We start from the raw sequence: 24,119 nt of genomic DNA, 5'->3' as shown, positions 1-24,119 counted from the left end.
AAGTACAACCTACTAAAACTTGACACATACATTTTTATTTACAGAATATCAACTTTGGAGGTTTTCTGCTAAAATAGAGTTTATGTACTTATATAAAATGGAGTGATAGTGTGTTTTCAAAATCCGATAAACCAAATAGCCTTGAATCAGAAACACCAAAACAATTGAATGAACATATTCCTAACCATGTTGCTATTATTATGGACGGGAATGGACGCTGGGCACAAAAACGACATTTACCAAGAATTGCTGGCCACCGAGAAGGTATGAATACTGTTAAAAAAGTTACAATGAGTGCAAGTAATTTAGGCGTCAAAGTCTTAACTTTATACGCATTTTCAACAGAAAATTGGAAAAGGCCTTCAGGTGAAGTAAGCTTTTTAATGCATCTACCGGCTGATTTCTTTGATACTTTTGTTCCTGACCTTATCAAAGCCAATGTGCGCGTTAATGTGATTGGCTATGTTGATCAATTGCCTGACTATACGCAAACGGCTGTAAAAAATGCTGTAGCTGATACTGCTCAGTGTACTGGTATGATATTGAATTTTGCTTTTAATTATGGTGGTCGAGCCGAAATAGTTACAGCAGTGAAAAAAATTGCTCAGAAAGTTTCAGATCAAGAACTGACTTTAGATGAAATCACCGATGAAACTATTGATTCAAACTTGATGACTGCTGATTTAAAGCCGTACGCGGATCCTGATTTATTAATCCGGACGAGTGGAGAAGAACGAATTTCTAATTTTCTACTCTGGCAAATTGCCTATAGTGAATTAGTTTTTACAGATCAACTTTGGCCAGATTTTTCTGATCAAACACTTAAAGATTGTATTTATCAGTACCAACAAAGAAACCGTCGTTTTGGCGGTCTAAAATAAGGGAGCTTGAAAAATGAAACAACGAGTCACAACAGCTGTTATTGCTTTGATTATCTTTATTCCGGTAATTGTGTATGGAAAATGGCTAATCGATATTGCGGGAATTGTCCTTGGACTTATTGCCGTTAATGAAGTTTTAATGATGAAAAAATTACTTTTGGTTTCTCCAGAAGCGATTATTGCAGATATCGGGGTTATTGCCTTAATTGCACCGGCATCTTGGTTCGGATGGTTACCACCACAAATTGATCAAACTTTTATCTTCTTTTTGTGTATAATTGGTTTTCTTATCAGAACAGTATTTAGTCGAAACCGTTTTTCTTTTGATGATGCCGGAGCACTTACTTTGGCAGTTGCTTACATTGGTTTTGGATTTAACTACTTTATTGCTGCTAGAAGTGTTGGATTATCAATGTTGTTATACATCCTATTTGTGATTTGGTCTACGGACAGTGGTGCATATATATTTGGCAAGCGATTTGGCAAGCATAAGTTGGCACCCGCAATTAGTCCTAACAAGACTTGGGAAGGGTCGATTGGCGGCACAATTTTAGGTACCGTTGTTGGTACAGTATTTTTGGCCTTTTTCCCAACCCAATATAATTTTCTTTTGATGATATTGTTGACACTAATTCTTTCAATTACAGGTCAGTTTGGTGATTTAATCGAATCAGCATTAAAACGATATTTTTCAGTGAAAGATTCTGGAAATATTCTTCCAGGACATGGTGGAATCTTTGATCGTTTTGACAGTATGCTGTTAGTTTTACCTATTGCCCATCTGTTTGGATTAATCTAACAAAGTGAGGTTTGCCATTGATACAGACGATTATTACATTCATAATTGTATTTGGAATTCTGGTTATTGTTCATGAATTTGGTCACTTTTATTTTGCAAAAAAATCTGGGATCTTAGTTCGTGAGTTTTCAATTGGAATGGGTCCTAAAATCTACGCATATTCAAAAAATGCAACCACATATACGCTTCGAATTCTACCGATTGGTGGCTACGTTCGGATGGCAGGACTTGAAGATACTGATGAAGAATTAAAACCAGGAATGCCAGTTAGTTTAATTACTGGTGATAATGGAAAAATAGAAACAATTAACACGAGTCATGATACGACGCTTTTGAATGGAATTCCGATTGAAGTTACCGGAAGTGACTTGGAAAATGACCTTTGGATTGAAGGATATGAAAACGGTGATGAACAGACTCTTAAACGTTATGAAGTTGATCATGACGCATCTATTATTGAGTCAGATGGAACGAAGGTTCGAATTGCGCCGAAAGATGTTCAATTCCAGTCAGCCAAGTTATGGCAAAGGATTCTAACTAATTTTGCTGGACCAATGAATAATTTTATTCTGGCCATTGTTGTATTTGCGTTAGTTGGTATTCTCCAAGGGCAAGTTCCAACAAATTCAAATCAAGTTGTTGTAATACATGATTCAGTTGCGGCCAAGGCAGGATTAAAATCCCAGGACCGAATTGTTTCTGTAAATAGCAAAAGTACAAAATCTTGGTCAGATTTACAGGATGCTATTTCAGGTCGTCCAGGTAAAAAAACCAAAATGAGAGTTCAACGAAATTCAAAACGAATCAATTTGCAGATTACGCCTAAATCGGTTAAACAGAATGGATCAAAAACTGGTCAAATCGGGATTGAAAGTACGATGACTAAGAGTATAACTGCGAGAATTGCATACGGTTTTACTGAAACTTGGCGGTTAACCTCTATGATTTTTGCTCTTTTAGGTCATATGATTACCCATGGTGTCAGTGTTAACGATTTTGGTGGTCCAGTTGCCATTTACGCACAGACTTCTGCTGCCGCTAAATTAGGTTTTACTTCGGTACTAACGATGTTGGCTTATTTATCGTTAAATTTAGGAATTGTTAATTTGATTCCAATTCCAGCGTTGGATGGTGGAAAAATTCTGCTTAACTTTATTGAAGGAATTCGAAGAAAGCCTTTAAAACCAGAAACAGAAGGAATTATCACCCTTATTGGTTTTGGACTTCTTATGCTTTTGATGATTCTTGTGACTTGGAATGACATCCAACGTTATTTCTTAAAATAATACTTATTTGTGGAGGAAAACATGAAACAATCGAAAATATTAATTCCGACTTTGAAGGAAGTACCTAATGATGCTGAGGCAAAAAGCCATCAGATGATGCTGCGTGCTGGTTATATTCGCCAGGTTTCGGCCGGTATGTACGCTTATTTACCACTCGCTTTTCGAACAATTGAAAAAATCAAAAAAATTATTCGGGCTGAAATGGAAAAAATTGATGCAGTTGAGATGTTAGTACCGGCTGTGCTTCCTGCTGAGCTATGGGAAAAGTCGGGTCGTCTTGAAACATATGGACCAGAATTATTTAAATTTAAGAATCGTCATGACCGTGATTTTATCCTTGGACCTACTCATGAAGAAACTTTTACAACCCTTATTCGAGATGAGGTAAAATCATACAAGCGTCTACCACTTACTTTGTACCAAATTCAGATGAAGTATCGTGATGAAGACCGTCCTCGTTATGGTTTGTTACGTGGACGCGAATTTTTGATGAAAGATGCTTATTCTTTCCATGCCGAAACTGATAGTTTAGATAAAACTTTTCGCGATATGGAAAAAGCTTATCAAAATATTTTTGATGCCTGTGGTTTGAATTATCGGGAAATTGTGGGTGACGCTGGTGCAATGGGTGGTAACGATTCGAAAGAGTTTTCTGCAATTGCCCCTGTTGGTGAAGATACAATTGCATATTCTGAAGAAAGTGACTATGCTGCAAATCTGGAAATGGCTAGCAGCAAATACATTGAACCAAAGACAGCACCTGAGGCACCAAAAGAACTTGAAAAGGTGGCAACACCTGATGCTAAAACGATTGATGAAGTTGCTAAATTTCTTAATGTCAAAGCAAATAAACTGATCAAGACTCTTTTATTTATTGCAGACGAGAAGCCGGTATTGGTACTAGTCCGTGGTGATGATCAAGTAAACGAAGTTAAAGTTAAGAATTTTCTTAAGGTTGACGAATTGGTAGCTGCAACTGACGATCAGGCGGAACAATATTTAAATGCTGATTTTGGGTCTTTAGGTCCTGTTGGGGTAGATTCGAAGGATGTTACAATTTTGGCTGACTTTTACGTTAAAATGATGAATAACGCTATTACGGGTGCTAACCAAAATGGGTACCATTACAAGAATGTAAATCTAGATCGTGATTTGAAGGTTAACCAGTTTGGCGATTTTAGAACCGCTCAAGAGGGTGAACTGGCTCCGGATGGTAAAGGCAAGCTAAAGTTTACTAAAGGAATTGAAATTGGTCATATTTTTAAAATTGGAACTCGTTACTCTGATTCACTCGGAGCCACTATTTTAGATGAAAACGGTCGTTCTAAGCCAGTTATTATGGGGTGTTACGGAATTGGTGTTAGCCGATTGTTATCAGCAATTGCGGAACAAAAAGCAGATGACCACGGCTTAGTTTGGCCAAGTAAAATTGCACCATTTGATATTCACGTGATTCCAGTAAATGCCAAGAATAAAGAACAAATGGATTTGGCTAATCAAATTTCAGATACGATGACCAACGCTGGTTATGAAGTTCTTGTTGATGATCGTAAGGAACGGGCCGGAGTTAAGTTTGCTGATTCTGATTTAATTGGAATTCCTGTTCGAATTACAGTGGGTAAAAAATCTTCAGATGGTATTGTAGAGGTTAAGCTACGAGATACTGGGGAGACGTTAGAAGTAAAAATTGCAGAATTAGAAAATTCGGTTGGTATCCTTCTTAAAAATGATAATTAAAAACAATTTTAGGGCAGTATCAACAGCATAATAATTATAATAACGGCAGGTTGATGAGAGGTTAGTTTGAATATCAACTTGTCGTTATATTCATGAATATTAAAATATTTGTTTAGTTTTGCGAAAGGGGAAGGAATCAAATTTTGAGTTTAAATACTAGTGAGCAATTTCAAAAACTTCTCGAACAAATTGACTATCCTCAGCTTAATGAACCAAGTTTTGAAAAGGCTGAAATAAAAAAGGTAGTCGTTCATAAAAAATCAAAGATTTGGGAATTTTCTTTTCAATTTAAAGAATGTTTACCTTTTGAAGTATTTCAACAATTTTATAACCATTTACAAATGGCTTTTAACTCGATTGCAACAGTGTCATTTGAGATTAAAACCCATACATCAGAATTAGACGGTCATCTGATTGCAAATTATTGGGACTGGATTGTCAAAAATAGCCACATCTCTTCGCCTCTTACTCAGAAACTATGTGGACATAACTTGCCATATATGAATGATGGTCGGGTTATTTTTGCTGCTCAAAATGAAGTTGTTCAAAATTTTTTAACATCAACCGCTCTTGGACCAATTGAAAGCACTTACCAACAGTACGGTTTTCCAGAATTCTCAATTCACACCATTATTGATGATTCAGATTCTCAAAGTATGATTAAAGAGTTGAAGGCCAAAAAAGAAAAAAGTGATGCAGAATTAGCAAAAAAAGCCTCTCAAGCAATTTTGGAACAAAGTGAGAAGCGACAACAAAGACAAGCAAGTGGCGTTCCGGATGGCGGGCCAGTTCGGATTGGTAAACAAATTAATCCAGATGCAGAAGTTACTCGGCTGGATCAAATTACACAAGAAGAACGTTCAGCGGTTATTGAAGGATATATTTTTGACGCCGAAGTTAGAACGCTACGGTCAAAACGACAATTATTAATTTTTAAAGTTACTGATTATAGTTCCTCAATTACAGTAAAAAAGTTCTCCAAAAATGAAGCAGAAGAACAATTATTTGCAAACATTAAAAAGGGGCTTTGGGTTAAAGTTCGTGGGAGTATTCAAGAGGATACTTTCATGAGAGACCTTACGCTTAATGCTTATGATGTGATGGAAGTTAGTCATGCAACACGTAAGGACACCGCACCTGCGGATAAGAAGCGCGTTGAACTTCATCTGCATACCAATATGAGCCAGATGGATGCGACAAATAACATTACTGATTATGTAAATCAGGCTGCTAAATGGGGTCAAAAAGCAATTGCAGTAACAGACCACTCTGGGTTACAAGCTTTTCCGGATGCGTATGCTGCTGGTAAGAAAAACCATGTCAAGATTTTGTATGGCGTTGAAGCTAACTTGGTTGATGATGGCGTTCCGATCGGATATAACGATAAAAAAATTCCCCTTAAAGGGGCAACTTATGTGGTGTTCGATACAGAAACAACGGGGCTTTCGGCAATTTATGATAAGGTAATTGAACTTTCTGCGGTAAAAATGCAGGATGGTAACGTTATTGATCAATTTGAAGAGTTTATTGATCCAGGATTTCCATTATCCGAAGTCACAACTAATTTAACAAGTATTACAGATGAAATGGTGCATGGCTCTAAGTCAGAAAAAGAAGTGTTCTCACTTTTTCGAGAATTTTATGGAGATGCCATTGTTGTAGGCCATAATGTGACGTTTGATATTGGCTTTATGGATACGGGATATGCACGTTATGGTATGCCACCAATTACCAATCCAATCATTGATACGCTGACCTTAGCACGATTCTTGTATCCAACGTTGAAGAGTTATCGTTTAAACACGTTAGCTAAGAAATTTGGAGTCAGCTTAGAGCATCACCATCGTGCAATTTATGATGCCGAATCAACAGGACATTTGTGCCATCTATTTTTGAAAGATGCGGAAGACCGCTATCACATTAATTATCACAGCCAGCTCAATGAACACATGACTGAAAATGACGCGTATAAACACGCTCGGCCAGCACATGCAGTTTTGATTGCACAAACCCAGGCCGGATTAAAGAACCTATTCCGGTTGGTTTCACTTTCTAATGTAAAATACTATTATCGAGTTCCGCGAATTCCTAAATCTGAACTATCTCGTTTACGAGATGGGATTTTGGTTGGGTCGGCTTGCAGTAGCGGTGAAGTCTTTACAGCTATGATGCAAAAAGGTAAGGAAGAGGCCAAACAAAAGGCTAAATTTTATGATTATCTAGAAGTGATGGCAAAACCTGTCTATCAGCCAGAAATTGAACAAGGTTTAATTCAAGATAATCGTCATCTAGAAGAAATTTTATCTAATATTGTGGATCTTGGAAAAGAGTTAAAAAAACCGGTTGTTGCGACTGGTGACGTTCATTATCTCAATCCTGAAGATTACATTTATCGAAAGATTTTGATTAATTCTCAAGGGGGAGCTAATCCGCTTAATCGATCGAAGTTACCAGACGTTCACTTCAGAACGACTAATGAAATGTTGGATGAATTTGCCTTCTTAGGTAAAGAAAAAGCAGAAGAAATCGTTGTGACAAACCCCAATCGGATTGTCGACATGGTAAATGATGTGAAACCTGTTAAAGACAAGCTTTATACACCTAAGGTTCCTGGGGCTGAAGCTCAAATTGAAAAGTTAACGATGGATGAAGCCCATGCCCTTTATGGTGATCCGTTACCTCAAATAGTTAAAGAACGTTTGGACAAGGAACTGAAAAGTATTATTGGTAATGGATTTTCCGTTATTTATTTAATTGCCCAGCGACTTGTTCATAAAAGTAATAAAGATGGGTACTTGGTTGGATCTCGAGGATCGGTTGGATCTAGTTTAGTGGCTACCATGTCGGGAATTACGGAGGTTAATCCGCTACCACCACACTATCGATGTCCAAATTGTCAGTACACCAAGTTTTATACCAAAGGTGAGTATGGATCCGGATTTGATTTACCTGACGAAAATTGTCCAAAGTGTCAAACACCGTTAATTGGTGACGGTCAAGACATTCCATTTGAGACGTTCTTAGGTTTCAAAGGTGATAAGGTACCTGATATTGATTTAAACTTTTCTGGAGATTATCAACCAATTGCACATAATTATATGCAAGTCTTATTCGGACAGAAAAATGTGTTTCGAGCTGGAACAATTGGAACAGTCGCTGATAAAACGGCCTATGGATACGTAAAAGCATACGAACGGGATACCGGTCAGACATTCCGTAATGCTGAAATTGACCGGCTATCATCTGGTGCCACTGGAGTTAAAAGGACGACTGGACAACATCCAGCAGGAATTTTGATTGTGCCGGATTATATGGATATTTATGACTTCACGCCAATTCAATATCCTGCAGATGATCAGTCGGCTGCTTGGGAAACGACGCATTTTGATTTTCATTCTATCCATGATAATATTCTGAAAATGGATATTTTAGGACATGATGATCCAACTATGATTCGTGCGTTACAAGATCTTTCTGGAATTGATCCAAAAACGATTCCTACAGATGATCCTGGAGTTATGAAATTATTTTCTGGAACTGAAGTTCTAGGAGTAACGGAGGAACAAATTCAGTCCAAAACGGGAACATTTGGGGTGCCAGAATTTGGAACCCGATTTGTTCGCGGGATGTTAGAGGAAACTCATCCGACAACGTATGCTGAATTACTTCAAATTTCTGGCCTTTCTCATGGAACTGATGTCTGGTTAGGAAATGCTGAAGAGTTAATCAAAGCTGGAACCGTAACTTTGAAAGATGTCATTGGTTGTCGTGATAATATCATGACCGATTTAATTCATTATGGGATGGACTCGCAAACGTCTTTCCAAATTATGGAAAGTGTTCGTCACGGTCGGGGAATTCCCGATGGTGATGAGAAAAAGATGAAGGACTCTAACGTGCCCGATTGGTACATTGATTCTTGTGGCAAAATTAAGTATATGTTCCCACGAGCGCATGCTTCTGCCTACGTTTTGATGGCCCTTAGAATTGCATACTTTAAAGTATATTTTCCAATTCTATATTACAGTGCCTATTTTAGTGTTCGTGCAGATGATTTTGATTTGGTTTCTATGTCACACGGCAAGGATGCAGTAAAAAAAGCAATGAAAGACATTAACGATAAGGGAATGGATGCTTCCACAAAAGAAAAAAATCTTTTGACTGTATTAGAGTTGGCCAACGAAATGCTTGAACGTGGTTTTACATTTAAGATGGTTGATGTGAACAAGTCTGATGCTTCGCAATGGGTAATTGACGGTAATTCTTTGTTAGCACCGTTTAATGCTGTTCCTGGATTAGGATTAAATGTTGCCAAACAGATCGTGGCAGCTCGTGAAGATAAGCCATTTCTTTCAAAAGAAGACCTTTCAAAACGTGGAAAAGTTTCAAAAACTTTGATTGATTTTATGACTGAAAATGGTGTTTTGGCTGATTTACCAGATGAAAATCAATTATCCTTGTTTGATATGTAACCAATTTGAACGGTATCATGTGATATGTTATAATTGTTAGTGAATCTAAGTGCAGCAAGTGAGTGAGCAGATAATGCTCACTCTTTTTCTTGAGAATATTTGAAATTTATTGGAGGTTTAAGTTTGGCAAGTGTCGTAGAAACCGTGCAAAAAGAAGTAGGACCCCTCATTGAATCCCACAATTTTGATTTAGTGGACATTGAGTTTGTAAAAGAAGGAAAAAGCTGGTATCTCCGCGTTTATATTGATAAGCCGGGTGGTATTACCATCGAAGATTGTGCCGAGGCTAGTGATGAAATTAGTGAAAAACTAGATAGCTTAGATCCTGATCCATTTCCAGAGGCTTATTTCTTAGAGGTTTCTTCGCCTGGTGCTGAACGGCCAATTAAAACCTCTGATGACTGGCATCGTGCAGTGGGCCAGTATATTCATATTTCTTTATATGCGCCAGTTGATGGACAAAAAGTCTTCGAAGGAACATTAGACGACTACTCAGATGCATCTTTAACATTGACGTATATGGCTAAGACTAGAAAGATTAGTAAGCAATTTGATGTGAAACAGGTTGGATTTGCGCGTTTTGCAATCAAGTTTTAAAAAGGAGAATCTAAAATGAGCAAAGAAATGGTTAGTGCCCTCAATACTCTGGAAGAGGAGAAGGGAATCAAAAAAGAAGTCGTCATTGATGCCTTAGAGGCAGCGTTAGTTTCTGCTTATAAACGTAACTACGATCAGGCTCAAAATGTGGATGTAGACTTTGATGAAAAAAAGGGCGATATCCATGTATATGCAGTTAAAGAAGTTGTTGAAGATGTTGAGGATAGTCAACAACAGGTGAGTCTAACTGATGCTTTAGCAATTAACAAAGCATACGAACTTGGAGATCATATCAAGTTTGAAGTAACCCCCAAGAATTTTGGTCGAATTGCTGCTCAAACCGCTAAACAAGTTATCTTACAGCGAGTTCGTGAAGCCGAACGTGAAATCGTTTATAATAAGTACAGTGAGTATGAAAATGAAATTGTAACCGGTGAAGTTGCAAGACGCGATAATCGATTTGTTTATGTCGATCTTAATGGTGTTGAAGCCGTTATGTCTAAGGCTGACCAAATTCCAACCGAACGTTATGAGCCACACGACCATATTAAGGTCTATGTGACAAAGGTTGAAAATAGCGGTAAAGGTGCCCAAGTGTTTGTTAGTCGAAGTACGCCAGATTTATTAAAGCGGCTATTTGAACAAGAAGTTCCTGAAATTTTTGATGGAACCGTTGAAATCGTCTCAGTAGCTCGTGAGGCTGGTGATCGTGCAAAGGTTGCCGTTCGGTCTAACGACCCTGACATTGATGCTGTTGGAACTTGTGTTGGTCCTCGTGGGCAACGTGTTCAAACCATCGTGAATGAATTAAACGGTGAGAATATGGATATCGTAGAATGGGAAGACGATGCTGCAAAATATATCTCTAACGCATTAAATCCAGCTGAAGTTGTAGATGTCTTGTTTGATGAAGAAAATGAGCGTGCTTGTATGGTAATTGTTCCAGATTATCAGTTATCCTTAGCAATTGGTAAAAGAGGACAAAATGCCCGTTTGGCAGCTAAATTAACCGGTTATAAAATTGATATTAAATCAGAAACTGATGCCAAAAACTTGGTTGAAGAATCAGATGAAGATACTACTGAAAATTCAGATTCAGAATCAGACGCTAAATAAGCGTACTTGATTGGAGGCTCAACAGTTATGAAAAAAAGAAAAATTCCGTTGCGCAAGGATATCGTGACGGGTGAAATGTTTCCGAAAAAAGAACTGGTTCGGGTTGTGAAGAACAAAGCCGATGAGGTATCCTTGGACCCGACTGGTAAAAAGCCTGGTAGAGGTGCATACATTAGCTTAGATGTAAAAATTGCCCAACGTGCCAAAACCGAAAGAACTTTTGATAAAGCATTTAAAATCAAAGTAGATGATGACTTCTATGATGAATTGATTGCTTATGTTGACCATCAACAAGCACGGAAGGAACTTTTTAAAGATGAATGAACGCGATCGTTTTTCTAATCTGCTTGGTTTGGCAAGAAGAGCTGGAAAATTGATATCTGGTGAACAACAAGTGTTACAATCAATTCGAAGCCAAAGAGCAAAAGTCGTGGTTGCCAGTACGGATTTGGGAGCTGCAACTCAAAAGAAAATTTCTGATAAGTGTACTACTTATAAAGTCCCGTTGATCTCATTTATGAATCGAATTGAGATAAGTCAATCAATTGGGCAAGCAAGAACGGTAGTTGCAATCGAAGATCAAGGATTCGCAAAAGCATTATTAAAATTAAATATTGAAGAAGGAGCGTGAAGATATGGGGAAAAAACGCATATACGAATTAGCTAAGGAAATTAATGTTTCCAGTAAGGATATCATTGCCAAGGCTAAAGAAGATGGATTTGATGTTAAAAACCACATGTCCACACTAGGTGAAGACGAGGAACGTAAAATTCGCTCTTCATTTGTGAAAAATAACAGTAAACAAACAGGAACAGCAACTAAAAAGCCAACCATGTATCGGTCTGCTAAGACTGGCAAAACAATTGTAGAACGATCCGGAAACGGTGATCATGGAACAAAGAATCATCAATCGCAAAATGCCAAACCGGGTCGTCATGAGCAGACTCAGAACCATACGCAGCCTGCAACAACTGGGACAGCAAATACGAATCATGCACAGAAACAGAGTAGCAACACGGCACATGCGCAACATAGTTCTAGTCAAAATCAAACCAGAAATAATACGCGAAATACGCAAAGTCATAATTCGCAAAACAATCGTTCTAATCAGAATAGTTCAACGAATAATAGTCGAACAACTAGCTCAACTAGATCAAATACGAGCTCAAACAAATCTACAAATTCCAATCGATCAAATACTAGTTCAAACAGAACGGTAAACTCTAATTCCAATCGTTCAAATACTAGTTCTAACAGAACAACAAACACAAACCGATCAAACACGAATTACAATAAATCGAATTCTAATTCCAATCGAACAAGCTCTAATTCCAACCGTTCAAATGGGAATAATCAAGGCTCTTCTAATTCAAGAAATAATCGTGGTTCTAGTTTTGGTGGTCGTAATCGTTTCAATAATCGGAATAGATATACAAAAAAGGTTAAGAAAAATGGCCGTTTACGTGAAGTAAACAATAAACCTGCATCAGTACGGAAGAATAAGCCATTACCAGATGTTTTTGAGTACGATGATGGTACCAATGTTGCTGAAATCGCTAAGAAGATTCATCGTGAACCAGCAGAAATTATCAAAAAATTGTTTATGCTTGGCGTCATGGTTAATCAAAACCAGTCGCTAGATAAAGATATTATTGAAATTTTGGCTGATGATTACGGGATTAAGGCGCAAAAGAAACAAGAAGTTGATGTGTCAAATATCGATAAGATGTTTGAAAAAGAGGAAAGTAACACAGATCATCTTGTAAGCCGTCCCCCAGTAGTTACAATTATGGGCCATGTTGATCACGGAAAGACAACCTTATTGGATAATCTTCGTCACAGTCATATTACCGCTGGTGAAGCAGGTGGAATTACCCAGGCAATTGGTGCTTATCAAGTAGAACATGATGGTAAATCAATTACATTCTTGGATACACCTGGACATGCCGCATTTACTGAAATGCGAGCTCGTGGTGCTGATATTACTGACATTACGGTTTTGGTAGTAGCTGCTGATGATGGGGTTATGCCACAAACAATTGAAGCTATTAATCATGCTAAAGCTGCAAAGGTTCCCATTATCGTAGCAGTTAACAAGATTGATAAACCAGGTGCAAATCCTAAACACGTTATGGAACAGTTAACAGAATATGGTTTAGTTTCTGAAGACTGGGGTGGTGATACCATCTTTGTAGAAATTTCTGCGAAGTTTGGTAAAAATATCGATGAACTTCTAGATATGATTCTTCTCCAAGCTGAAGTTATGGAATTAAAGGCTAATCCAGACCAAAATGGTGCGGGCTCTGTTATTGAAGCCAGTCTAGATCCTGGCAAGGGATCTATCGCTACAGTCCTTGTTCAAACAGGAACTTTGCGGGTTGGTGATCCGATTGTTGTTGGGAATACATTTGGTAGAATCCGAACAATGACAAATGAACTTGGCCGACGTGTCAAAGAGGCTACACCTTCTACACCAGTTGAAATTACTGGATTAAATGATGTTCCAGAAGCTGGGGATCGATTCGTTGTATTTGATGATGAGAAAACTGCTCGTGCCGTTGGTGAAGAACGTGCTAAATCTGCACTGATGGAAGAACGGCGCGCAGATAACCACGTTACTTTAGATAACTTATTTGATTCTCTTAAAGAAGGAGAAATGAAAGAAGTTAACATCATCATTAAGGCTGATGTACAAGGTTCTGTTGAGGCTCTTTCTGGTAGCTTGAAAAAGATTGATGTGAAAGGTGTTCGTGTCAATATTATTCATACCGCCGTTGGTGCAATTAACGAAAGTGATGTAGCCTTAGCTGAAGCTAGCAATGCAATTATTATTGGATTTAATGTACGTCCAACCAATCAAGCTAAGCAGCTTGCCGATTCTTCAGACGTAGATATTCGTTTACATCGTGTTATTTACAACGCCATTGATGAAGTGGAATCAGCAATGAAGGGTATGCTTGAACCAACCTACAAAGAAGAAATCACTGGTCAGGTTGAAGTTCGTCAGATTTATAAAGTTTCTCATGTTGGAACTGTTGTTGGCGGTTATGTCACAGAAGGTTATATTCAAAAGGATAGTGGCGTTCGCTTAATTCGTGATGGTGTAGTCATTTACGAAGGCAAGTTAGCAAGCTTAAAACGTTTCAAAGATGATGCTAAACAGGTTAAACAGGGATTTGAATTAGGTCTTACAATTGACGGCTACAACGATATCAAAGTTAATGATGTGGTTGAGGCCTATATCATGAAAGAAGTTCCTGTAGAATAGGAGGTTCCAAATGGCAAGACAATATCGTTCTGATCGCCTTGGTCAAGAGATAGAAAAAGAAGTTAGTGACATCCTGCGTAAGCGGGTTCGTGATCCACGGGTTCAAGGAATCACAATTACAGGTGCTAATGTTACTGGTGATCTTCAGCAGGCTACTGTTTACTACAGTATTTTGTCAGATAAAGCTTCTGACGGTGAAAAAGTTGCGTTGGGACTTGAAAAAGCAAAAGGCTTAATTCGCAGTGAACTGGGTTCGCGATTATCAATCTACAAAACGCCAGAATTAATTTTTGAACGTGATGCATCTGTTCAATATGGTAGTCGAATAGATCAATTGATCAATAAACTTAATACAAAAGAATAGTTTTCTATTTATTACGCAAAAGAATGGCCTGAAGTTTAAGGACCATTCTTTTTTTATCGTCATTTATTCAACTATGATATAATTTAACAGGAAAATTAGGAGGACATTTACATGAATGGAATTGTTCCTTTGTATAAACCACGTGGCATGACAAGTTTTGATTGTGTTGCCAAAATTCGTGGCATTTTGCATCAAAAAAAGGTTGGTCATAGTGGAACTTTGGATCCAAATGTAGATGGTGTTTTGCCAATCTGTGTAGGTAAAGCTACCAAAGTGGTGCCATACTTAATGGCTTCTGGCAAAGTTTATGAAGGAGCTGTAACCTTAGGGTTCTCCACAACTACTGAAGATGTTGATGGTGAAATTGTTGATCAACTTGCTTTAAGGCAGGCATTTTCAAACGTTGAAATTGATAGAGCTATGCAAAGCTTTGTCGGCGAAATTACACAAATTCCGCCAATGTATTCGGCCATTAAAATTAACGGAAAAAAATTATATGAATATGCACGTCAAGGGATTGAAGTAGAAAGACCAGCACGAAAAATAACCATCAAATCTTTTGAACGTTGCGGTGAGACTACTTTTAATTCACAAAATAATACACAAACCATAAACTTTAAAGTGGCGTGCAGTAAGGGGACTTATGTGCGGACCTTAGCAGTTGATTTGGGGAAAAAGCTTGAGGTTCCAGCTGTCATGTCTCGGTTAACTCGAACGGAAAGTGGTAATTTTCAGATTGAAGACACTGTCACCTTTGCGCAATTAGAAGAGGCTGTTGAAAATAAGATTGTCGAGAATTTATTAGTTCCGTTAGATCACGCATTGAAAAAATATCCTCACTTTGCGTTAAATGATGATTTATGGACCAGGGTCCAAAATGGAGCGGTTTTAAAACGAAGCAACTTCAACCAGTCGCAATCAGCAGAACCGGTCCTTGTTTTAACTTACGATGATCGTGTTCAAGCATTATATCAATATGATCAAGAAAGGGCAGCATATCGCCCTTTGACCATGTTTCTAACCAAGTAGGAGGGCTCACATGAAAATCATTTATTTACATCATCCATACAATCAAAACCAAATTAAAGATAAAAATGTAGTGCTGGCTATGGGATTTTTTGGTGGTGTTCATCTGGGACATCAGGCTGTCTTAAAACAGGCACGAAAAGAGGCTGATCAACGGGATTTACCACTTGCAGCAATGACATTTGATCATCATCCTTCGGTTGTGTTTCCTAAACCAGGATTGGATGGCACAATTTATTTAAGTTCCGTAGAACGTAAGGCGGAATTAATGCAAAAATTTGGTGTCGATTTATTGTATGTGGTAAGTTTTACATCTAATCTGGCCAAACTGTCTCCCCAAGATTTTGTTGACCAATACATGGTGCAACTTCATGCCAAGGTTATTGTTGCGGGCTTTGATTATACTTACGGACCACGTGAAATTGCAGATATGGATCATCTTCCGACATACGCTAAAGATCGTTTTACGATTGTAACTGTTCCAGAATTACTGTTGGATGGTGAAAAAGTGAGTTCGACTCGAATCAGAACAGATCTAAAACAGAGTAATGTAGATCATGCTAATCTGTTCCTTGGATATACTTATCAAACTACTGGTTTAGTAGTTCATGGTGAGGCTCGTGGCCGCACACTTGGCTTTCCAACTGCCAATATTTTATCTGATCCAAAATCAAGAATTCCAGGAATTGGTATTTATGCCGTTCGGATAAAAATCGGTTCAAAATGGTGGCCAGGAATGGCCTCTATTGGAAGAAATGTTACTTTTGGAGAGCATCGGCCAATTACTATCGAAATTAACATTTTTGATTTTGATCAAGAAATTTATGGCGAAATGGTTCGAGTTGATTGGTATCATTACGTTCGTGGTGAGATAAAGTTTGATGCCGTTGAAGGATTAATTGAACAATTAAAGCTTGACGAAAAGAATATTCGCCAATATTTTGCGAATTTAACTATATAGTCAATAAAGGTCAAAGTTTATTGTTGACTTTTTGAAGAACCTTTGTTATCTTTAATAGTGTCTTAGCACTTCAATGTGCTAAGTGCTAAAAGAGGTGATGGTTTTGCTGACAGATAGAGAGTTACTGATTTTGAAAGCAATCGTTCAAATTTACACGGACGACGGACAACCGGTTGGTTCAAAGGCATTAGTTAGTAAATTACCAATCCATGTTAGTTCGGCTACAATTCGAAACGAGATGGCGACGCTAGAAGAAATGGGGTTACTTAAAAAGACCCATTCATCTTCTGGTCGAGTTCCTTCAATTAAGGGCTATCGTTATTATGTAGATCATTTGTTAAAACCTGATAAGGTTCAATCAAGTGATTTGCGAAAAATTCGTTCCTCGTTTAATCAACAGTTTCAAGAAATTGATGATATTGTTGCTGAATCTGCAGACATGCTTTCCCAATTAACTAGCTATACTGCTTTTACTGTGAAACCGGAACTGAAGGATGCTAAACTTGAAGGTTTTCGATTAGTACCACTTGGGAATCATCGAGTTATGGCGATTTTAGTTACTGATAATGGTAGCGTACAAAATCGAACATTTAAAGTACCAAAAAACGTTAATCCAGAGGCATTAGAATCCGTAATTCGAATTATTAATGATCAGTTAGTTGGATTAACTTTAGGTGAGGTGTTTAAGCGATTAGAGACAGATATTCCTATTCAGGTTGGTAAGTATATCGAGACTCCAGAAGGATTTTTAGATGTTTTTGAAGAAATTTTGAAAAAATCATCTACAGAGCATTTCTTTGTTGGTGGTCGTTTAAATCTCTTGAATTTTTCAAAACATCCAGATCCAAGCTCTATTCGATCGTTATATTCACTGATGGGACGATCAACAGATCTTGCTAGTGTATTAGGAGGATCATTAGATCACAACATCCAAGTTCAAATTGGCAATGAAATCACCAATAATTTGTTAAAAAATTATAGCCTGATTACAGCTACTTATGATGTAGATCAGCATGGTAAGGGAGTCATTGCAATTTTGGGACCGACTAGTATGCCATATTCTAGAATGATTGGATTGGTTGGTGCGTTTCGAACGGAATTAGCGCAACGATTAATAGATTATTACCACGATATTGATGATATTTGAGAGGTGTGAATGTAGTGTCTGAAAAAAAAGAAAATAAAGAAACTAAAAAAAATGAAGAAGCTGTAAATTCAACTGAGGAAGCCCCAAAAGACAAGTCAGCAAAAAAAGCTACAGTTGAATCAGAAAATAAATCAGAAAAGAATAAACCAGGGAAAAAGTTAAAAAAGCATAGTAAAACAAATCAACAAATTGAAGAATTGCAAACACAAGTTTCCGAGTTGACTGGTAAAGTTAATGCTATAACTGATCAGTATATTCGTTCAAAGGCTGAAATTGCCAACATTCAAAAACGCAACGAAAAAGAGCAAGCCGGACTAGTTAAATATGATGGTCAGCAGTTGGCTAAAGATATTCTTCCGGTTATTGACAATTTGGAACGTGCTTTGGCTATTAAGGTTTCTGATGAGAGTGGAATCCAATTGAAAAAGGGAATTCAAATGGTTTATGACCATATGAATAAAGCACTTAAAGATCATAATGTAACTGAAATTAAGGCTGAGGGACAAACCTTTGACCCTCAAATTCATCAGGCGGTCCAAACTGTTGCTGCTGAAGATGGAAAAAAAGCAGATCAGGTTGTTAGTGTTTTACAAAAAGGTTATATGTTAAAAGATCGTGTTTTACGACCAGCAATGGTTGTTGTGGCACAATAAAAAATATAAAGAAGGATAATTAAAATGGCAAGTAATAAAATTATTGGAATTGATTTAGGAACAACAAATTCTGCAGTTGCAGTCCTCGAAGGCGATAAGCCAAAGATCATTACAAATCCTGAAGGTAATCGTACAACACCTTCAGTTGTAGCTTTTAAAAATGGTGAAACCCAAGTTGGTGAAGTTGCCAAACGACAAGCAATTACAAACCCGGACACAATCGTATCTATCAAACGTCATATTGGTGAAAGTGGTTATACTGTTTCAGCAAATGGTAAGACATATACACCTCAAGAAATTTCTGCAATGATTTTGGAATATTTGAAACATTATGCAGAAGATTATCTTGGTGATACAGTTGAAAAGGCCGTTATTACTGTTCCAGCATACTTTGATGATTCTCAACGACAAGCTACTAAAGATGCTGGTAAAATTGCTGGATTACAAGTTGATCGGATTATTAATGAACCAACTGCTTCTGCTTTAGCTTATGGGCTAGATAAAAAAGATAAAGATGAAAAAGTTTTAGTTTATGATCTTGGCGGTGGTACATTTGATGTTTCTATTCTTGAATTAGGCGATGGTGTCTTCCAAGTACTTTCTACAAATGGTGATACACATCTTGGTGGTGATGACTTTGATCAAAAGATCATCGACTGGTTAGTATCTGAATTCAAAAAAGAAAATGGTGTCGATCTTTCTCAAGACAAAATGGCATTACAACGTTTAAAGGATGCTGCTGAAAAGGCTAAGAAAGACTTATCTGGTGTTAATGAAGCACAAATTAGTTTACCATTTATTTCTGCTGGTGCTAATGGCCCATTACATTTGGATAAAACTTTAACACGTGCCCAATTTGATGAAATGACATCTGACTTAGTTGCACGTACAAAGACTCCTGTAGACAATGCTTTGCGTGATGCTGGCCTTTCAAGCAGTGATCTTGACGAAGTTATTCTTAATGGTGGTTCAACACGTATTCCAGCTGTCCAAGAAGCTGTAAAGGAATGGACAGGTAAAGAGCCTAACCATTCTATTAACCCTGATGAAGCTGTTGCTATTGGTGCTGCAGTTCAAGGTGGTGTATTAACTGGTGACGTTAAGGATGTTGTTTTACTTGATGTCACACCATTGTCATTAGGAATTGAAACAATGGGTGGCGTCTTCACTAAGTTGATTGATCGTAATACAACGATTCCTACAAGTAAGTCACAAGTCTTCTCTACTGCCGCTGATAATCAACCAGCTGTTGACATTCATGTGCTCCAAGGTGAAAGACCAATGGCTGCAGATGACAAGACACTTGGGAGATTCCAATTAACAGATATTCCTACAGCACCTCGTGGTGTACCACAAATTGAAGTTAAGTTTGATATTGATAAAAACGGTATCGTTAATGTTTCCGCAACTGATAAGGGAACTGGTAAGAATCAGAAGATCACAATCAAGAGTTCTTCGGGCCTTTCAGACGAAGAAATCGATCGAATGATGAATGAAGCTAAAGAAAATGCCGATGCTGATAAGAAACGTAAAGAGGAAGTTGATCTTAAAAACGAGGTTGAACAATTAATCTTTACAACAGATAAGACACTTAAAGAGCTTGATGGTAAAGTATCCAAGGAAGAAATTAAAAAAGCTAAAGATGCTGAAGATGCTTTGAAGAAAGCACAAAAAGACAATAACATCGAAGATATGAAGACAAAGAAAGATGACTTGAATAAGATTGTTCAAGACCTTTCAGTTAAATTATATCAACAGGCTCAAGACAAGGAGAAAGCTAAGGGCGGTAAAGCCGATAGCAGTAAAGGTGATTCTGCAACATCTGGTAAAAAAGATGATAAGGGAACCGTCGATGGTGACTTTGAAGAAGTAGATCCTGACAAAGACAAAAACAAGTAATTAATTACTTGATAGTTAATAAAAAGTCAAAGTCAAAATGGACTTTGGCTTTTTATTGCATTTAGTCTGTGATATTCTATGTTTATTGATAAAAATGGAGGTTCATAATGGCAGAGAATAAAGATTACTATGAAATCCTGGGAGTATCCAAAGACGCATCTGCTGATGAAATAAAAAAAGCATATCGTAAATTGTCGAAGAAATACCATCCTGATTTAAACAAGGCCCCTGACGCGGAACAAAAGTTTAAAGACGTTAATGAAGCTTATGAAGTTTTAAGCGATGACCAAAAGCGTGCTCGTTATGATCAATATGGTTCTGCTGATGAAAATGCTGGCTTTGGCGGCGGAAGTGGCGGTGGATTTAATTCTTCCGACTTCGGTGGCTTTGGCGGTAGCAGCGGCGGCTTTGATGATATTTTCAGTCAATTCTTTGGTGGTGGTAACGGTGGTGGCCGTACACGAAGTGCTCAACCAAACCAACCACAAACTGGAGAAGATTTACAATACCAAATGGATCTTACCTTTGAGGAAGGTGTGTTTGGGAAAAAGACGACCATTAAATATAATCGAGAAGCAACCTGTGATACATGTAACGGTACGGGAGCAAAACCAGGAACTTCCCCAAAAACCTGTTCAAAGTGTCATGGTGCTGGTTACATCCAAGTTACACAAAACACACCATTGGGTCGCATGGTTTCTCAACAAGTCTGTGATGTTTGCCACGGAACTGGGAAAGAAATTAAAGAGAAGTGCCCAACTTGTCAAGGATCTGGACGTGTTAATGAGCGTCATGAGGTTAAAGTTACTGTACCCGCTGGAGTTGAAGATGGTCAGCAAATGCGGCTACAAGGACAAGGTGAAGCTGGTTCCAACCAAGGTGGATATGGTGATCTGTTTATTATCTTCCGAGTAGCCCCAAGTAAAGTCTTCAAACGAGATGGTGCAGAGATATATTTGGATCAGCCAATTACATTTGTTCAGGCAGCACTTGGTGACGAGATTAAGGTTAAAACAGTTCATGGTGATGTGAAGATGAAGGTTCCTGCTGGAACACAAACAGGGACTACCTTCCGTTTAAGAGGCAAGGGAGCACCGCGTTTACGTGGAAATGGTAACGGTGACCAACAAGTTACCGTAATTATTAAAACACCTAAGAACTTAAATCATGAGCAACGGGAAGCTATGCAATCATTTGCCAAGGCTAGTGGCGAACAAGTCTCAGGCAGTGGTAAAGGCGGTTTCTTCGATAAATTTAAATAGTAAATAGAAAACGCGGAAAAAAGTAATAAGCGATTCGAATAATCCAATTTTCAATTGGGGCATTTGGCATCACTACTTTGGAACGTGTTTTTGTTTTTTTTAAAGATAGGAACGGTTCAGCTAACTTTAAAATCCATTAATTGAGATTGTCGTAAAACGTTGCTATAATAGGTTAAATGAAGTTTGATGAAAGTAGGAATAAAATGCCAGAATACAAAGATTTAAAAGATCGTCAGCGGCATATTAGAAATTTCTCAATTGTTGCCCATATTGATCACGGAAAATCAACTTTGGCAGATCGAATTTTGGAATTAACCGATACTGTGGCTAAACGAGATATGCAAGACCAATTGTTAGATTCAATGGATCTTGAGCGTGAACGTGGAATTACTATTAAATTAAATGCAGTAGAATTACACTACACGGCAAAAAATGGTGAAGTGTACATTTTTCATTTAATTGATACCCCCGGACATGTCGACTTTTCATATGAAGTTTCTCGAAGCCTTGCAGCTTGTGAAGGAGCTGTTTTAGTGGTGGATGCTGCTCAAGGTGTGGAGGCCCAAACCCTTGCTAATGTTTACTTAGCACTGGATGATGATCTTGAAATCGTTCCTGTAATTAATAAAATTGATCTTCCGTCCGCAGATCCTGAAAAAGTACGAAAAGAAATTGAGGATGTCATTGGATTGGATGCTTCTGACGCTGTTTTAACGAGTGCCAAAAAAGGAATTGGAATTGGTGAACTTTTAGAACAAATAGTTGCGAAAGTTCCTGCACCCACTGGAGATTTAGACGGTCCTTTAAAAGCCTTAATTTTTGACTCTAAATATGATGACTATCGTGGCGTTGTTTTGAGTGTGCGTTTGTTTGAAGGTACCGTTAAACCTGGAGACCACATTCGATTAATGAATAGTGGAACCGAATATGAAGTTACAGAAGTAGGGGTAAACTCTCCTAAACCAATCAAGCGTGATTATTTAATGTCTGGTGATGTGGGTTATTTAACGGCCAGCATCAAAGATATTAAGGATACGCGAGTTGGTGATACGGTAACTAGCAGCAAAACACCTGCGAAAGAAGCCCTCCATGGGTATCGGGAAATGAGTCCCATGGTTTATGCAGGACTCTATCCAACCGATAATGCCAAGTTCAATGAATTGCGTGAAGCTTTAGAAAAATTACAGTTGAATGATGCTGCCCTCGAGTTTGAACCTGAATCATCACAAGCATTAGGATTCGGATTTCGGTGTGGGTTCTTGGGATTACTACACATGGATGTCATTCAAGAAAGACTAGAAAGAGAGTTTAATTTAGACCTTATTACCACGGCGCCATCAGTAACGTATCACGTTGAGTTAACAGATGGTGGAGAAAAAGTTGTTGAAAATCCCTCTGACATGCCAGACGCAGCCAATATTAAGAGCGTTAAGGAACCATTCGTAAAAGCTTCCATTATGGTGCCTAACGATTATGTTGGACCTGTAATGGAACTATGTCAGCATCGTCGAGGAGTATTCGACACGATGGATTATTTAGACACATATCGGGTTAATGTGGTTTACTATTTACCATTGTCAGAAATTATTTTTGACTTTTTTGATAAACTTAAATCTAGTACCCATGGCTATGCATCTTTAGATTATGAATTGGAAGATTACCGACCAAGCGATTTAGTTAAAATTGATATTCTTTTAAACGGTAGCAAGGTGGACGCCCTTAGTTTCATTGCGCATCGTGATTTTGCCAAACAACGCGCAATTGAAATTACAGGACGTTTGAAGAAGATTATTCCAAGACAAAACTTTGAAATCCCAATTCAGGCCGCAATTGGTGCGAAGATAATTTCACGAACTAATATCAAGGCTTACCGAAAAGATGTCACGTCTAAGATTCATACGGGTGATCCAGATCGTAGAGCCAAGCTGTTAGACAAACAGAAACGTGGGAAAAAGCGAATGAAGTCAGTTGGCACAGTGGAAATTCCACAAGAAGCCTTCATGGCTGTTTTGCAGACTGATACAGAACAAGATGACAAATAAGTAAAATTTATGTAATAGACTTTATTAGATAGTATTTATTGTATTAATTATTAGTTTGAAATAGGTAATCTCAGCAGATTAGTTTACTTTTTACTGATAATAGCTTAATATAATGATTAACGAGAAACGAGATTAAGACGCTTTGAACAATTTTTTGGAGGTGTTAGTTATTTTAAAGCGAACGAAACAGTTCATGAACTCCAATAAATATAAATATGAAAAACGTTATTTCAGACCATTAATGACTCCTGAAAATGTTTATGTGTTTAAGTTTGGAAAAGAAGAATTGAATAACCGTTTAATTATCAAATATTCGCATACTTGGACTGGGCGAATTAAGATTCACGAAATTGATTTACGGATGCACAAACAACAACATCCACGTATTTTTAAGCATGAATCTGAGTTAATTAAGTATTTGAAAAAACATGTTGATACTACAGATAAAGCATCAACTAAACGAAACAGTGTTGATTCAAAAAAGGTTACAACAAAATAATGATTTGCAACGCAGCTGACTGGTCTGAACGAAGATTCGGCGGGTGCGTTTTTTGTTTAGAAACGTAACATTGACTATCGTTAGTGTAAGGTTTTCCTAGATGGTCAAT

Annotated in this window: 19 protein-coding genes; all 19 read left to right on the top strand. The window is 37.7% G+C overall.

The window, feature by feature from the left end:
• The first annotated feature begins 110 nt into the window (after positions 1 to 110).
• The 19 genes from IV84_RS04660 to IV84_RS04570 all read left to right on the top strand — a co-directional run bounded on the left by IV84_RS04660 (position 111) and on the right by IV84_RS04570 (position 24,010).
• Positions 111 to 881: an isoprenyl transferase gene (locus tag IV84_RS04660; RefSeq protein ID WP_056986179.1), complete on the top strand. Its 771-nt coding sequence runs from the start codon at positions 111 to 113 to the stop codon at positions 879 to 881.
• Between the two features lie 13 nt (positions 882 to 894).
• Entirely contained in the window at positions 895 to 1,680 is a 786-nt protein-coding gene (locus IV84_RS04655) for a phosphatidate cytidylyltransferase (protein ID WP_046871969.1), read from the top strand.
• Between the two features lie 17 nt (positions 1,681 to 1,697).
• Complete coding sequence (gene rseP, locus IV84_RS04650) at positions 1,698 to 2,966, top strand: RIP metalloprotease RseP (RefSeq protein ID WP_056986178.1); 1,269 nt, start codon at positions 1,698 to 1,700, stop codon at positions 2,964 to 2,966.
• A gap of 21 nt (positions 2,967 to 2,987) precedes the next feature.
• Complete coding sequence (locus IV84_RS04645; RefSeq protein ID WP_046871971.1) at positions 2,988 to 4,703, top strand: proline--tRNA ligase; 1,716 nt, start codon at positions 2,988 to 2,990, stop codon at positions 4,701 to 4,703.
• 143 nt (positions 4,704 to 4,846) lie between these two features.
• Complete coding sequence (locus tag IV84_RS04640) at positions 4,847 to 9,175, top strand: PolC-type DNA polymerase III (protein WP_056986177.1); 4,329 nt, start codon at positions 4,847 to 4,849, stop codon at positions 9,173 to 9,175.
• A gap of 123 nt (positions 9,176 to 9,298) precedes the next feature.
• Positions 9,299 to 9,772, top strand: coding sequence for a ribosome maturation factor RimP (rimP, locus tag IV84_RS04635; RefSeq protein WP_046871973.1), 474 nt, complete (start codon positions 9,299 to 9,301; stop codon positions 9,770 to 9,772).
• Between the two features lie 15 nt (positions 9,773 to 9,787).
• The gene (gene nusA / locus IV84_RS04630; protein WP_056986176.1) at positions 9,788 to 10,888 is read left to right on the top strand and encodes a transcription termination factor NusA; all 1,101 of its coding nucleotides are present in this window, start codon (positions 9,788 to 9,790) and stop codon (positions 10,886 to 10,888) included.
• A 27-nt stretch (positions 10,889 to 10,915) separates the two neighbouring features.
• Complete coding sequence (gene rnpM / locus IV84_RS04625; RefSeq protein WP_046871975.1) at positions 10,916 to 11,212, top strand: RNase P modulator RnpM; 297 nt, start codon at positions 10,916 to 10,918, stop codon at positions 11,210 to 11,212.
• Complete coding sequence (locus tag IV84_RS04620) at positions 11,205 to 11,519, top strand: L7Ae/L30e/S12e/Gadd45 family ribosomal protein (protein ID WP_046871976.1); 315 nt, start codon at positions 11,205 to 11,207, stop codon at positions 11,517 to 11,519. The genes rnpM and IV84_RS04620 overlap by 8 nt, the downstream gene beginning before the upstream one ends.
• A 4-nt stretch (positions 11,520 to 11,523) precedes the next feature.
• Positions 11,524 to 14,157: a translation initiation factor IF-2 gene (infB, locus tag IV84_RS04615; RefSeq protein WP_056986175.1), complete on the top strand. Its 2,634-nt coding sequence runs from the start codon at positions 11,524 to 11,526 to the stop codon at positions 14,155 to 14,157.
• Between the two features lie 10 nt (positions 14,158 to 14,167).
• Positions 14,168 to 14,521, top strand: a complete 354-nt coding sequence (gene rbfA, locus IV84_RS04610) for a 30S ribosome-binding factor RbfA (RefSeq protein ID WP_046871978.1) — start codon at positions 14,168 to 14,170, stop codon at positions 14,519 to 14,521.
• Positions 14,522 to 14,632: 111 nt separating this feature from the next.
• The gene (gene truB, locus IV84_RS04605; RefSeq protein ID WP_046871979.1) at positions 14,633 to 15,550 is read left to right on the top strand and encodes a tRNA pseudouridine(55) synthase TruB; all 918 of its coding nucleotides are present in this window, start codon (positions 14,633 to 14,635) and stop codon (positions 15,548 to 15,550) included.
• 10 nt (positions 15,551 to 15,560) lie between these two features.
• Positions 15,561 to 16,508 carry a riboflavin biosynthesis protein RibF gene (gene ribF / locus IV84_RS04600; protein ID WP_046871980.1) on the top strand — a complete coding sequence of 316 codons (948 nt, stop codon included), beginning with the start codon at positions 15,561 to 15,563 and terminating at the stop codon, positions 16,506 to 16,508.
• Positions 16,509 to 16,605: 97 nt separating this feature from the next.
• A complete protein-coding gene (gene hrcA / locus IV84_RS04595; RefSeq protein ID WP_046871981.1) occupies positions 16,606 to 17,655 on the top strand; it encodes a heat-inducible transcriptional repressor HrcA in 1,050 nt (349 codons plus the stop codon).
• 14 nt (positions 17,656 to 17,669) lie between these two features.
• A complete protein-coding gene (gene grpE, locus IV84_RS04590) occupies positions 17,670 to 18,308 on the top strand; it encodes a nucleotide exchange factor GrpE (protein WP_046871982.1) in 639 nt (212 codons plus the stop codon).
• Between the two features lie 24 nt (positions 18,309 to 18,332).
• A complete protein-coding gene (gene dnaK, locus IV84_RS04585; protein WP_056986174.1) occupies positions 18,333 to 20,207 on the top strand; it encodes a molecular chaperone DnaK in 1,875 nt (624 codons plus the stop codon).
• Positions 20,208 to 20,314: 107 nt separating this feature from the next.
• Positions 20,315 to 21,469 carry a molecular chaperone DnaJ gene (gene dnaJ, locus IV84_RS04580; protein ID WP_046871984.1) on the top strand — a complete coding sequence of 385 codons (1,155 nt, stop codon included), beginning with the start codon at positions 20,315 to 20,317 and terminating at the stop codon, positions 21,467 to 21,469.
• Between the two features lie 203 nt (positions 21,470 to 21,672).
• The gene (gene lepA / locus IV84_RS04575; RefSeq protein WP_046871985.1) at positions 21,673 to 23,511 is read left to right on the top strand and encodes a translation elongation factor 4; all 1,839 of its coding nucleotides are present in this window, start codon (positions 21,673 to 21,675) and stop codon (positions 23,509 to 23,511) included.
• A gap of 169 nt (positions 23,512 to 23,680) precedes the next feature.
• The gene (locus IV84_RS04570; protein WP_052694539.1) at positions 23,681 to 24,010 is read left to right on the top strand and encodes a hypothetical protein; all 330 of its coding nucleotides are present in this window, start codon (positions 23,681 to 23,683) and stop codon (positions 24,008 to 24,010) included.
• The last annotated feature ends 109 nt before the right edge of the window (positions 24,011 to 24,119 follow it).

This window comes from Pediococcus damnosus, assembly GCF_001437255.1.
Taxonomy (GTDB): domain Bacteria; phylum Bacillota; class Bacilli; order Lactobacillales; family Lactobacillaceae; genus Pediococcus; species Pediococcus damnosus.
Note: the sequence above shows the minus strand (reverse complement) of the source record. Positions and strands in the feature narration are given on the sequence as shown.

Coding starts and splice junctions, on each gene's coding strand:
- IV84_RS04645 (WP_046871971.1), top strand. CDS start 2,988: ATGAAACAATCGAAAATATTAATTCCGACTTTGAAGGAAGTACCTAAT.
- lepA (WP_046871985.1), top strand. CDS start 21,673: ATGCCAGAATACAAAGATTTAAAAGATCGTCAGCGGCATATTAGAAAT.
- IV84_RS04655 (WP_046871969.1), top strand. CDS start 895: ATGAAACAACGAGTCACAACAGCTGTTATTGCTTTGATTATCTTTATT.
- infB (WP_056986175.1), top strand. CDS start 11,524: ATGGGGAAAAAACGCATATACGAATTAGCTAAGGAAATTAATGTTTCC.
- IV84_RS04620 (WP_046871976.1), top strand. CDS start 11,205: ATGAATGAACGCGATCGTTTTTCTAATCTGCTTGGTTTGGCAAGAAGA.
- dnaK (WP_056986174.1), top strand. CDS start 18,333: ATGGCAAGTAATAAAATTATTGGAATTGATTTAGGAACAACAAATTCT.
- truB (WP_046871979.1), top strand. CDS start 14,633: ATGAATGGAATTGTTCCTTTGTATAAACCACGTGGCATGACAAGTTTT.
- dnaJ (WP_046871984.1), top strand. CDS start 20,315: ATGGCAGAGAATAAAGATTACTATGAAATCCTGGGAGTATCCAAAGAC.
- nusA (WP_056986176.1), top strand. CDS start 9,788: ATGAGCAAAGAAATGGTTAGTGCCCTCAATACTCTGGAAGAGGAGAAG.
- rnpM (WP_046871975.1), top strand. CDS start 10,916: ATGAAAAAAAGAAAAATTCCGTTGCGCAAGGATATCGTGACGGGTGAA.
- rbfA (WP_046871978.1), top strand. CDS start 14,168: ATGGCAAGACAATATCGTTCTGATCGCCTTGGTCAAGAGATAGAAAAA.
- hrcA (WP_046871981.1), top strand. CDS start 16,606: ATGGTTTTGCTGACAGATAGAGAGTTACTGATTTTGAAAGCAATCGTT.
- ribF (WP_046871980.1), top strand. CDS start 15,561: ATGAAAATCATTTATTTACATCATCCATACAATCAAAACCAAATTAAA.